This window comes from Oceanisphaera sediminis, assembly GCF_039539745.1.
GTDB classification, from domain to species: Bacteria; Pseudomonadota; Gammaproteobacteria; order Enterobacterales; family Aeromonadaceae; genus Oceanimonas; species Oceanimonas sediminis.
Window position 1 is genome coordinate 100851 of sequence record NZ_BAABDS010000027.1, and the last position, 12598, is coordinate 113448.

Sequence of the window (12598 nt, forward strand, 5' to 3'; positions counted from 1 at the left end):
CGACATGCTAAAGGCTAATAGCAGCACTATCAAACCTCCGCTTTGGGCCCGTAAAGATAGGGCCCACCCGCCTCGAGCGCCTTCAGGTAGGCAGGCCGGGCCTGCAAGGCAGAGACATAAGCCCGTAGTCGGGGATAGCTGTCGGCCAGTTCGCTCCGGTGCATGGCGGCTTCCAGCGGAAAGCTCATCTGAATATCGGCCGCACCGAAAGCATCACCGGCAAACCAGTCATGACAGGCCAGGTGATCGGCCACAAAGTTCAGGTGGGTTTTTATTTGCTTGTGCAGAAACGCCTTGTCCACTCCCGCCACAATTTTATTGACGATGGGCCGAACAAAAAACGGCACCGGCGCCTGCTGCACCTTGTCGAACACATGACGCATCAGCAGCGGCGGCATCAAGGATCCTTCCGCGTAGTGCAGCCAGTACACATAATCCCACCAGTCGGGGGTATTCATGGCCGGTAACAGGGTCTGACGGCCATAGGTCTGCGCCAGATAATCGATAATGGCGCCGGACTCGGCCAGGGTAATGTCGCCGTCGGTCAGTACCGGCGCCTTGCCGAGCGGATGCACCCGCCGCAGGCTGTCGGGCGCCAGCTGCGAGTCGGCGTCGCGCTGGTAATGCTTGATCTCGTAGTCCAGGTCCAGCTCTTCCAGCATCCAGAGGATGCGCTGAGAACGGGAATTGTTCAGATGATGCAGCTGTATCACGTCATGTCTCCCTTGAAATAACTCACTCTCGCAGAGCCGCAGAACGAATGAGCAAAACGATAACACAGGGGATGTCGGCTGGCTTTTCCGCATTCTTGACCGGTCTGGCATAGCGACTACCCGCGATGAATCACACGGCGTCATGCTTCTGACCACTCTCATCCGGCACGGGATATTAAGACTTATGTCGAATATAACAAAGTGATAACAAGTCATATGATGAACCCCGCAATGACACCATTGAGATGGTTACCATCAAGGAGACGCCCGTGTCACAACCCAACAACCCGAGTTATCGCGACCAGCGCAAGCCGCGTCGCGACTTTGACAGCCGTGCCGCCTATCTGGAGCACGAACTAACGATCATGGCGCCCAAACGCTGGCGTATCAACCTGCCGTTTAAAGACTACAGCTTCGAGCTGGAAGATCTGGTGCCGGCCCTCGCCGCCACCATCGGTAAAATCGTGATGGTCGCCGCCGTGGTGGCCGCCTTCGCCGGCCCTCTGGGGCTGTCCGATGCCTTCGTGGTGGAAAACGTCCGCTTCGAAATGCTGATTGCCGCCATTTTGTTCGTCATTCTGTTTTCCGGATTTATCAACCCGACCGCCAACCTGGCCGGCACACACGGCCCCATGATTCCGCTTATCCCGCTGATCGTTGCCTCCGGTGGTCACCCGCTGGCGCTGGGGCTCCTGGTCGGGCTGTTCGGTTTGCTGCTCAGTATTACCAAAGGCGGCAGTAAGCTGATGGCACTGACCAGTGACGGGGTGCGTGGTGGCCTGCTGATTTATCTCGGTGCCGTGGGGCTTCTCAGCCAGATCAAGGCACTCACCGCCTGGGCCAATGGTATCGATATGGGCTATGTGGCGTTTGTGGTCATCCTCAGCACCATTATCATGTATGCGCTGCTGGCCCGACTGGAAATGCGCTGGCTGTCCATTCCACTCGGCTCCGGCATCGCCTTTATCATTGCCATCGCCCTGGGTGCGCCGTTCGAGTTTGTGACCGAACCCGGCATGCCGCACCTGAGCCCTTCTTACTGGTGGGGTGAAAATACCGGCTGGCAGATGGGTTGGCCCGAGTTTCATCACTTCATCAGCGTGGCTCCCTTCGCCGTACTGGCTGTCGCCATGTGGTCACCCGATTTCATGGGTCACCGGGTGTTTCAGGAACTGAACTACCCGAAAAAGGCCACCAAGGTACTGATGAACGTGGATGACACCATGGGTATCGCCTCGGTTCGTCAGGCCGTCGGTAGCGTGCTCGGTGGGGGTAATCTGGCGTCTTCGTGGGGTACTTACATGATTCCCGCCGCCATCGCCAAGCGCCCCATTCCGGCCGGTGCCGTGCTGACCGGTATCATGTGTATCATCGCCGCTCTCTGGGGTTACCCGATGGATCTGGCGGTATGGGCACCGGTACTGCGCGTGGCACTGATTGTGGGTGTATTCATGCCGCTGCTGGAAGCCGGCATGCAGATGACCCGCAACACCACCAGCAGCCAGTCTGCCGGTATCGTGGTGTTCGCTTCCGCCTTCGTTAACCCGGTGTTCGGCTGGTCCATGACCATGCTGCTCGACAACCTGGGCCTGATTGGTGACAAGGAACGCGGCAAGACACTGCGCCGCACCGATCGCTGGGTCATCCCCGGTATCACCTTCGTCATTCTGCTGGGCATCATGGCCGCGGTAGGTATGCTGCCGGGGATTCCGGCGCTGATCACCGCCGATTGATGGTGATACCACCGTCGATAAAAAGCCGGAGCCATGCTCCGGCTTTTTTGTTGGCTAACCTGGTGAAGGATGAGGGGCTTTACTCTCCTCACTCCTCCCACCTCACTTCTTACCGACCCTTCACAGCCACTTACACCGCAAACTCCGGTGCTAGCCGGCTCAGCCCCAGGCCCTGGCTCTTGCTCAGCTTGATCTGCACCGGCACCCGTTCCTTCAGCGCCTCGATATGACTGATGATCCCGATCATCTTGCCACTGGCATTGAGCGCATCCAGCGCATCCAGCGCCACCTCCAGCGTCTCGGCATCCAGGGTGCCGAAGCCCTCGTCCAGAAACAGCGAGTCGATGCGGGTCTTGCTGCTGACCAGATCCGATAGCGCCAACGCCAGCGCCAGACTGACCAGAAAGCTCTCGCCGCCGGACAGGGTCTGGGTATCGCGCGCCACGTCGGCCTGCCAGGTGTCGATCACCGACAGCTCGAGCTCCCCCCCCGTCTTGCGCCCCAGCCGGTAGCGACCGTGCAGTCGCACCAGCCGCTGATTGGCCAGCTGCACCAGATGATCCAGGGTCAAGCCCTGGGCGAAACGGCGATACTTGGCGCCGTCCGCCGAGCCGATCAGGCTGTTAAGCTGTTCCCAAAGCTGCAGTTGCTGCCGTTGTGCCGCTATATCGGCAAACAGCGCCCGCTGCTGCTCCCTTTGCTGTCGATCCCGGTCCAGCCGCTCTCCGAGTCCGCCCAAACGTTGCAGCAAGTCGCCCTCTGCCTGCTGCAGCTCGGTAACCCGGCTGGACAGCACGGCCAGGGCGTCGGGCCGGGGGTCGCCCAACCCTTGCCATTCCAACTCTGCCCGCTCCAGCAGGGTGCCGGCCCGTTCGAACCGCTGCCGCAGCTGTGCGATCTGCGTTTCCAGTCGCTCCCGCTCTGCATCACTCAGCAGCGCCGCCATAAAGGCCGCTTCGTCGGCAAAGTCGCTTTGCGCCAACGCCTGCAGCCATTGACGCTGTCGTTCGCCGAGCTCGGCTTCCTGCTCCGCCAGCTGATGTTGCAGTAACGCCAGTGTCGAGCTCTCTTGATGACACCCGGCCTCCAACGTCGGCAGCCGGGCTTCCAGCTTGGCGACCGCCTCCTGTGGCTCGACCGTGGTAACGGCTTCCCGTTCCGCCAGTCCCAGCGCCTGCCAGCGTCGTTGCCACTGCTGCACCAGTATGTCGGCTTGTCGCTGATCCGCCGCCCGCCGCTGCCGTTGTTCCGCCAGTTGCTGCCAGTGCTGTTGCTGACGCTGCCAGTCTTGCCATTGCCGCTCGGTTTGCTGCAGCCAGCCGGACCAGTCGGCAGGCGCCTCCCAACCGTGAGCGGCCAGCTCGGCGGCAAGCCGCTGTTGCGCATCGGCACTCTGTTGCCGACATTTCTGCAGTTCATCCTCAAGTTGCTGCAGCTGCTGCATCAGGCTCTGATCCTGTTGCTCCAGCAACTGCTGCCGGTGTGCGAGATCATTCACCTGCTGGCGAACATTCCGCTGGTCCAGCTCGGCCCGGGCCAGCGCCTGTTTTGCGGCATCAAGCCGCTCTGCCAGTTGTTCCTGCTGCTGTAATTGCTGCCGACGTTGTGCCAGTTGTTCGGGCCAGTCCACAGCAGTCATGGCCAGTTCCGTCAGCTGCTGCCGATGCCGAGCCGTCAACTCCTGATGCTGTTGGCTCAACTCGATCAGACGCTGCTCACCCTGCTCCAGTTTCAGCTTCTGCGCCAGCTGCCGGTGACCCAGCTCCTGACCCTGCTGCTCCAGCTCCTCACGCTGTTGTCGCTTCTCTGCCAGCTCGTTGGCGGTGCTGTCATCCAGCGCCTGGTAGGCCTCGATGGCCGGATGTGACTCACTGCCGCACAGGGGACAGGCTTCTCCCGGCTGCAGCCGGACCCGGTGCTGCTCCAGATCCCGAATGCGTTGCTCCTGCGCCAGCAGCCTTTCCTTGTCGCGGATCAGCTCCTTGAGCTGGGCGTATTGCTGGCGAAACTGCTTGAGCTGCAGCTCGCCCTGCTGCCAGCGAGGCGTGAGCTCCGTCAGCTCTTCGGTCAACGATTGCTGTTCAGTCTGCAGTTGCTGCAGTAATTCCGCTCCCTGCTCCAGCGCCGACCACAACGGCTGCTGGCGATACAGGCTCTGCAGCCGGCTGTGGAACGCGGCTTCTTCTTCACCATCCAGCAGTTGCGTTTGGGCCTGCTGCCGAGCCTGATGACGCTGCTGTGCCTGTACCAATGCCTCTGCAGCGTCTTTCTGCTCCCGGGCGAGCTGTTGCAACCGTGCTTCGGCCTGTTGCCGCTGCCGTTGGCTGTCTTGCCGTTTGGCTTGCAGGTTTCCCAGCCGGTGCTGCGTGTCGGCCAGTTGCCCAATGCTTCCGCGCCAGCCCGCCAGCAGCTCTCCCAGCCGGGCACCGGCCGGGTTATTGGCCATGGCCTGTTCCAGCTGTTGCTGAGCGGCCTCCAGCTCTGTCTGTTGCCGCGCCAGCTCACCCTGATACTGACGGCTGAACGCCAGTCCCTGCCAGCAAGTATCATTACGCTCATCCTCCAGCGCCGTCAGCCTTGTCTGCTGAGACGCCAGCTCCCCCACCAGGCTCTGCTTACGCTTGAGTCCCTGTTGAGCTTGCAGCCAGAGGGGATGCAGACGGGCCGCCGGCCCCGCCGCGTTCAGCCGGGCCTGCTCGGGGGCGGCCTGCTCCAGCGCCATGTCCGCCTGTTGCCGCTCCTGCCGAGCGCTGACCAGTTGCTGTTCGCATCGGTCCCACTCCTGCCGGTGCTGCAGTGCCGTACGGGCCAGCTTTAACTCGCCCTGCCGCGCCTTCAGCTCCTGCCCGAGCCCGGTTTGTTCTTCGCTGATTTGCCGTCGCTCTTCTTCAGTCAGCAACGCCATGCCTTCAGCCCTGGCCTCTCGCTGCGCCAGAGTGTTTTGCTGCTCGCGGGTCTGCTCGAACACCCGCCTGGAGATCTGGGCATAGATATCGGTGCCGGTCAGCTCTTCGAGCAGTTCGGCCCGCTCGTTGGCATTGGCGTGCAGAAAGGCGGCAAAGCCACCCTGGGCCAGCAGCATGGATTTGGTAAAACGGCCAAAATCCAGCCCACTCAGTTGTTCGGTCAGATTCAGCTTGTCGTTGATTTTGTTGGTGATGATGGTGCCATCGAGCCGGGCCAGCTCCACCTTGGGATTCTGCAGCTTGCCGTCCAGCTTGTCCCGGGAGCGCCGCTGGCTCCAGAAAGCGCGATAACCTTCCCCTTTGATCTCGAATTCCACCTCCGCCAGGCAGTCGGCGGTATGACGGGTCATCAGCTCGTTGCCACCGGCGGAAATGTTCTTCATGCGCGGCGTCTGGTGATAAAGCGCCAGACAGATGGCATCGAGCAGGGTAGTCTTGCCGGCACCGGTAGGCCCGGTGATGGCAAACAGGCCGCTATCACTGAACGGCGACCGGGTGAAGTCGATTTTCCACTCCCCTTTCAGGGAGTTCAGGTTCTTCAGGCGCAGACTGAGGATCTTCATGCGGGTTCCTCCATCTGCAGCAACAGCTCACGGTACAGGCTGCTCAATGCCTGCTGCCGCTCATCCTCTATTGGCTCCGGTGCCAGCCGCCGCTCGAACACCTCCAGCGGCGTCAGCTCGCTCAGGGTCACCCCCTGCTCGGCGGTCAGGCCGTCACGGCGCTGGGTGCGCTGCCGGCGCACCAGCAATATCTCCAGCGGCAGTCCTTCCGCCAGCTGCTCCACCCGCGGTTGCAGGTCGCTCAGGTAATCATCTTCACTTACCGTCACTTCCAGCCAGACCGATACCTCATGGTCGGCGGCGAGCTGCTGCATCGCCTCCGCCAGTTGCTCCAGATTGCCGCTGACCCTGGCCAGAGGTTGAAATACCGGCACCGGCAGCGGGGTCACCGCCTGCAGTCCCTCGTCATTCATCTCGACCAGCAAGACTTCTTTCTGTTGCCCCACTTCATCGAAGCTGAGCGGTATGGGCGAGCCGCAATAGCGAATGTGCTCGTGGCCGCCCACCTTCTGTGGCCGGTGAATATGCCCCAGGGCAAGGTAGTCGACCGGCGGAAAGGCGCTGGCGGGAAAGGCGTCCAGGGTGCCGATGTAGATTTCCCGTACCGAGTCGCTGCTGCTGGCGCCCACAGTGGTGAGGTGGCCGGTGGCCACAATCGGCAATGGCGGCTCCGCCAGCCCGGCCTGCTGTTGCGCCAGCTCAAACAATTGCCGGTAATGGTCGGCAATGGCCTGTTGCAGGGCCTGCTGCTTGTCGGCGGCACTCTGCCCGGCCTCGCTGGCCATCACCTCGCGGGCCCGAATGAAGGGCACGGCACACAGCACGGCACCAGGCCGGCCATCCCGCTCCAACAAGGTCAGTACCTGATGCTCAACGTCGTCCAGCATGCCGGGAATCACCTGCACGTTCAGGCAGCCCAACAAGGTGCGAGACTCGTTCAGCATGGCCACCGAATCGTGATTGCCACCCAGAATCACCAGCTGGGCACCGGTGTGCTGCAGTTCGACAATAAAGCCGTTGTACAGCTCACGGGCATAGCTGGGCGGGGTGCCGGTATCGAACACATCCCCCGCCACCACCACCGCCGCCACTTCATGTTCCTTTACCTGCTCAATCAGCCAGCGCAAAAAGGCCTGGTGTTCATCGAGGCGGGTTTTACCCATAAAATGCTGGCCAAGGTGCCAGTCGGAGGTGTGCAGTAGGCGCATAATGACTCTTGTGATTGACGGCGGTGACCGCTATTAGACCCGCTAAGCCGATGGCTGGCAAATCTCCCTTGGCGGTTGGGTAAAAGTTGCTAGACTGGGCTTTTCCCGCTGATTTGTACTCATTCATGTCTTTTTCTTATGATTACCTCGCCCTGGCGGCGGCGGCCTGCTGGGCCACGGCCAGTTTGCTGTCGGCCAATGCCGCCCGCCATCTGGGCGCCTTTGCCTTTTCTCGCTGGCGCATGTTCTGCGTCAGTCTGATGTTGTGGTCGGTGGCCTTGCTGACCGGGGGTTGGAGCAGCCTGAACGGTCACAGCCTGAGCATCATGGCGCTGTCCGGCCTGATCGGTATTTTTATCGGCGATACCGCCCTTTTTGCCGCCATGAACCGACTCGGCCCCCGCCGGGCGGGGGTACTGTTTGCCACCCATGCACTGTTTTCTGCCGTACTGGCCTACCTGGTGTTTGGTGAAACCATCACCGGTCTGACGCTGGTGGGTTGCCTGTTGCTGGTAGGTGGGGTGATGACCGCCATTTTCATGGGCAGGCGCAGCAATGAAACCCACGCCTGGGAGCAGGACAATGGCAGCCCATGGCCGGGCATTGCCCTCGGCCTGCTGGCGGCCTTATGTCAGTCGGTGGCCACGCTGATGGTGAAGCCGGTAATGATGAGCACCCAGGATCCACTCGATCCGGTGGCGGCTTCGGCGGTACGCATGAGTATCGCCTTTCTCGCGCATCTGGCACTGCTGTGGTGTGGCTTGTCGGTTGCCAGGCCGTTGCAGCGCATCAACTGGCCAATTTTCGGCATGGTGGCGCTGAACGCCTTTCTGGCGATGGGGGTGGGTATGACCCTGATTTTGCTGGCCTTGCGCCATGGCGAGGTGGGCATGGTGGCCATGCTGAGTTCGGTGAGTCCGGTGCTGGTGCTGCCGTTGCTGTGGCTGATCATGAAGCGCCGCCCGGCCAATGGAGCCTGGCTGGGCGCGCTGGCAACGGTAATAGGTACCTTGCTGATTGTGGCGCGTCATTAACGACGTCGACCAGAGAACTTAAAGCGGGAGTCCTTCCTTATCGAGTACCTGGCGCACCGCCGGGTCCTCTTTCATGTCCTGAAAATGTCGTGCCACATGCGGATAAGCATTGAGTCCGTCGGGCATCACCCGTACGGCCCAGTAGGTAAAGGCAAAGGCGCAGGCGTCTACAATGCTGAGGTGTTCGTCCATATACCAGGTTCGGCTGGCCAGGTGGTTATCCATTCGCTGCAGCAAGGGCGCCGCCTGGGCCGGTACCGCCGCCTTGATGGCATTCAGGGCGGCGTCACTGGTATCTGTGGTGTATTTACCGGGGGCAAAGTAGGGCACAAAAGCGCGATATACGTCGGTGTTGAAAAAGCTCAGCCAGTAATCGCACTGATATAGCAGCACCGGATCGGTACCCGGTCCCAGATGCTCGCCCTGTGGCAAACGCGACAAATAACGCAGAATGGCGCTGTTCTGGTACAGAGCCCCCATTTCTTCGGTAAACAGCACCGGCACCGCGGCCAGATAGTTAATCTTGAGGAACGCCGGATCCCGGGTATCCGCCCGTTCCAGCTCATAGGGGAGGTCCAGCCAGGACAACACGATATGAGGGGCGAGTGAACAAGCGCCAGGCCTGTAATATAACTTCATTCAATAACCTCCTTGATGGCCATTAGGCCGCTCGGCCTGTCTGAATTCATAGGGTCTGTTGACCTAGTATGAAGCCGGCCCGAGCCTCCGGCTTCATCTTGATTGAGTATCAGCAGGAAAACGGAAATTCGCGACGTCATGCCGTCAAATCTTCCGGTAAATGACCAGAAAGTTGAAGCAGGCCTCAGTCTTCCACCGCCAGCAGCATTTTCTTTAACAGAACGGCAAACTGTTGCTGCTCATCATTCGACAAGGTACCGGCCAGCTCGGCCTCGGCGGCCAGGTGATGCCCGACCGCTTCTTCTACCACCCTGAACCCTTCTTCGGTCAGCGTGACAATGACACCGCGCCGGTCGTGATCCGCCTGGGCCCGACTGACCAGCCCCCGGCTTTCCAGGCGATTGATGCGGTTGGTCAGGGCACCGGACGAAATCAGCACCATGGTCTGTAACTGGTTGGGGGACAACTGGAAAGAAGGCGGATGACGACGCAATGCTGCCAATACATCGAATTCACCCACATTCAGTCCGTAATGCGCCAAATCCTGCAACACACGGCGGGTAATGAAATATTCGAGCCGTACGATACGGCCGATGACCTCGGTACTGTCAAAGTCCAGATCGGGGCGAACCCGGTTCCAGAGGGTAACGATGCGGTCGATTTGATCCATCACCTGATCGCCGGTGCCGGAAGGGGTATTCTGCGTGTGATTATCATTCATTGGTATCGGATGCTCCGTTATGCTCGCAGCCATTTTCATATCAAGAGATATTGATAATAACATAAAGAATTCCGTCGCTGCGCGGCCGTCATGCATACCGGGTCGACTCAAACGTGGTTTTTCAGGCCGTTCCGGGTTTCACCAGATCGTTTAATGACCGCCACACTTGGGGTATACTCGACGGGTTTAATGAAATTCAATGGAAATAAATAAGCCAACTGGGAGAATAAAAAGGTGAGCCTGTTAAGAAACCTGTTGCTTGCCGGCGTTGCCGCTGCCTCTTTGAGTGGTATGGCCTACGCCGCCAATGATATGTCGCCCGAAGCGGTTGCCGAGCGCACCAAGCCGGTAGGCAGCGTCTACACTGCCGCCGATCTGGAAGGCATTGTCGATACCGCCGCCGCCGGTAGCAGCGATGAAGCCGCCGGGCCGCGCAGTGGTGATGCCGTATTCACCGCCGCCTGCTCTGCCTGTCACTCCACCGGCGCCGCCGGCGCGCCCATCAAGGGTGATGCCGCCGCCTGGGAACCTCGTGTCGCCAAGGGCCGTGACACTCTGCTGAACCACGCGCTGAATGGCTTCAATGCCATGCCGCCTCGCGGTGCCTGCGGTGCCTGCTCGGATGAAGAGATTGCCAACGCCGTTGATTACATGCTCGACGCCATCTGAGTAAAACGACGCCTTGAAGGCATCATTGATACAAAAGCCGCAGAAATGCGGCTTTTTTGTTGCCTGCAATAAAAAGCAGTAGCAGGGCCGTCTTCGCCGACACGCTTCGAGCCCATCCCTGGGACGCTCGGCAAATGCCTTCCCTGGCATTTGATGGTCGGCTACGGCAATCCCTGCTACTGCTTTGTGCAGCCCGCACACCACCGCATCCCCAACGGCGATTAGTTGAGTTACAGCTGACAGCTTACCGCATTATTTTTTGTCGAACATGGCCCGCAGGTTGGCGATGCTGGCCTGGCCCTTTTCCATGCGCTCACCTTCGCTCGGCGGTTTGCGGTTGTGCTCCCAGTCCAGATCCTGCTGCGGCAGCTCCAGCAAAAAACGACTGGGCTCGGGCCGGATCTGCTCGCCAAACTGACGGCGCTCCCGGCACAGGGTAAAGGTCAGCGCCTGCTGGGCCCGGGTGATGCCCACATAGGCCAGCCGCCGCTCTTCCTCTATGTTGTCTTCATCGATGCTGCTCTGGTGCGGCAGCAAGCCTTCTTCCATACCCACCATGAACACATAGGGGTATTCCAGCCCCTTGGAAGAATGCAATGTCATCAGCTGCACCTGCTCGCCGTCGTCTTCGTCTTCACCCCGCTCCATCATGTCGCGCAGGGTCAGCCGAATCACCACCTGCGGCAGGGTCATGGCATCGTCCAGATCCGAGCCTTCCAGCATCTGGCTGACCCACTTGAACAGGGTAGACACGTTCTGCATGCGCATCTCGGCGGCCCGCGGGCTGGGCGAGCTCTCGTAGAGCCATTCTTCGTAGTTGATGTCCTTGATCATGTCGCGCACCGCCTCGACCGCATTGCCGCGCGCCGCCTCATCCCCCCGGCGCACCAGCCAGTCGCTGAAGGCGCGTATCGATACCAGGCCGCGGCCGGTCAGGGTCTGCTCAAGCCCCAGCTCGAAACTGGCGGCAAACAGGCTCTTGCCCCGATTATTGGCGTAGGTACCCAGCTTTTCCAGACTGGTGGGCCCGATTTCCCGCCGCGGGGTATTCACCACCCGCAGAAAGGCGTTGTCGTCATCCGGATTCACCAGCAGCCGCAGGTAGGCCATGATGTCCTTGATTTCGGCCCGCGAGAAAAACGAGGTGCCGCCGCTGATCTTGTAGGGAATGCGGTTGGTCATCAGTGTTTTTTCCAGCGTGCGCGACTGATGATTACCCCGGTAGAGAATGGCGTAATCGCCGAATTTGCTGCCGTTCATGAACTTGTGACCCATGATCTCGGCCACCACTCGCTCGGCCTCGTGCTCCTCGTTCTTGGCGAACAACACCCGTACCGGCGCCTCGTAGGCCATCTCGGAAAACAGCTGCTTCTCGAACACGTGAGGGTTGTTGGCGATCAGAATATTGGCGCACTGCAGTATCTGCCCGCGGGAGCGATAATTCTGCTCCAGCTTGATCACCCGCAGGTTGGGGTAGTCTTCTTGCAGCAGCACCAGATTCTGCGGCCGGGCGCCCCGCCAGGAATAGATGGACTGATCGTCGTCCCCCACCACGGTAAAGCGGGCCCGCTCGCCGGCGATCAGCTTGACCAGCTCGTACTGGCTGGTGTTGGTATCCTGATATTCGTCCACCAGCAGATAGCGGATCTTGTTTTGCCAGAAGGCCCGCACCTCGTTGTTGGTCTTGAGCAGCAGGGTCGGCATCAGGATCAGATCGTCGAAGTCCAGCGCGTTGTAGGCCTTCATCTGCCGCTGATAGCGCTCGTAGCACTGGGCAAACAGCACCAACTCCGGATCGTTCGCCAACCGGGCCGCCCGGGCCGGCAGCACCAGATCGTTTTTCCAGTTGGAGATGGTGCTGATCAAACGGGCGATCTTTTCCTTGTCACCGTCCAGCTCCTGCTCGGTGAGATCCTTGATCAGCGCCAGCTGATCCTGATCGTCGAACAGCGAAAAACCGGCCTTCAGACCCAGCGTCTTGTGTTCGCGACGGATGATATCCAGCCCCAGAGTATGAAAGGTGGATACCATCAGTCCCCGGGCTTCACCCTTGCCCAGGGTCTGGGCCACCCGTTCCTTCATCTCCCGCGCCGCCTTGTTGGTAAAGGTGACGGCGGCGATGTTGCGCGCCTTGTAGTCACACTGGCGCACCAGATAGGCAATTTTATTGGTAATGACCCGGGTCTTGCCGCTGCCGGCGCCGGCCAGTACCAGGCAGGGGCCGCCAATGTAGCGTACGGCATCGTCTTGGGCTGGATTGAGTTTCATGGCATTTCCGACGGCTAAACAGGGGCGCTCATTCTACCGGCTGCAGCCAAAGGGTGAAAGGACGGGGATTGGGGATTAGGCATC

General features: G+C 60.3%; 9 protein-coding genes. 3 read left to right on the forward strand and 6 right to left on the reverse strand.

What is annotated here, in order from left to right; all coding sequences use genetic code 11:
* Positions 1-29: 29 nt before the first annotated feature.
* Positions 30-713: a glutathione S-transferase family protein gene (locus tag ABD827_RS09555; RefSeq protein ID WP_344964459.1), complete on the reverse strand. Its 684-nt coding sequence runs from the start codon at positions 711-713 to the stop codon at positions 30-32.
* Positions 714-982: 269 nt separating this feature from the next.
* Between ABD827_RS09555 and ABD827_RS09560 the strand changes: the two genes are divergently transcribed.
* Positions 983-2446: a DUF3360 family protein gene (locus tag ABD827_RS09560; RefSeq protein WP_344964461.1), complete on the forward strand. Its 1464-nt coding sequence runs from the start codon at positions 983-985 to the stop codon at positions 2444-2446.
* A gap of 130 nt (positions 2447-2576) precedes the next feature.
* Here ABD827_RS09560 and sbcC read toward each other — a convergent pair whose 3' ends face one another.
* Together sbcC and sbcD are read right to left on the reverse strand one after the other, a co-directional pair.
* Entirely contained in the window at positions 2577-5975 is a 3399-nt protein-coding gene (sbcC, locus tag ABD827_RS09565) for an exonuclease subunit SbcC (RefSeq protein WP_344964463.1), read from the reverse strand.
* Positions 5972-7183: an exonuclease subunit SbcD gene (gene sbcD, locus ABD827_RS09570; RefSeq protein ID WP_344964465.1), complete on the reverse strand. Its 1212-nt coding sequence runs from the start codon at positions 7181-7183 to the stop codon at positions 5972-5974. The genes sbcC and sbcD overlap by 4 nt, the downstream gene beginning before the upstream one ends.
* Positions 7184-7308: 125 nt before the next feature.
* On the opposite strand from sbcD, the gene ABD827_RS09575 reads away from it, so the two are divergent.
* On the forward strand, positions 7309-8217 hold the full coding sequence (locus tag ABD827_RS09575; protein ID WP_344964467.1) for a DMT family transporter: 909 nt from the start codon (positions 7309-7311) through the stop codon (positions 8215-8217).
* Between the two features lie 18 nt (positions 8218-8235).
* Here ABD827_RS09575 and ABD827_RS09580 read toward each other — a convergent pair whose 3' ends face one another.
* Together ABD827_RS09580 and ABD827_RS09585 are read right to left on the reverse strand one after the other, a co-directional pair.
* Entirely contained in the window at positions 8236-8856 is a 621-nt protein-coding gene (locus ABD827_RS09580) for a glutathione S-transferase family protein (protein ID WP_344964469.1), read from the reverse strand.
* Between the two features lie 184 nt (positions 8857-9040).
* On the reverse strand, positions 9041-9577 hold the full coding sequence (locus ABD827_RS09585; RefSeq protein WP_344964471.1) for a MarR family winged helix-turn-helix transcriptional regulator: 537 nt from the start codon (positions 9575-9577) through the stop codon (positions 9041-9043).
* 291 nt (positions 9578-9868) lie between these two features.
* Between ABD827_RS09585 and ABD827_RS09590 the strand changes: the two genes are divergently transcribed.
* Positions 9869-10246, forward strand: a complete 378-nt coding sequence (locus tag ABD827_RS09590; protein WP_425567983.1) for a c-type cytochrome — start codon at positions 9869-9871, stop codon at positions 10244-10246.
* 252 nt (positions 10247-10498) lie between these two features.
* On the opposite strand, the gene rep is transcribed toward ABD827_RS09590, so the two are convergent.
* A complete protein-coding gene (rep, locus tag ABD827_RS09595; protein ID WP_344964474.1) occupies positions 10499-12514 on the reverse strand; it encodes a DNA helicase Rep in 2016 nt (671 codons plus the stop codon).
* Positions 12515-12598: the final 84 nt, after the last annotated feature.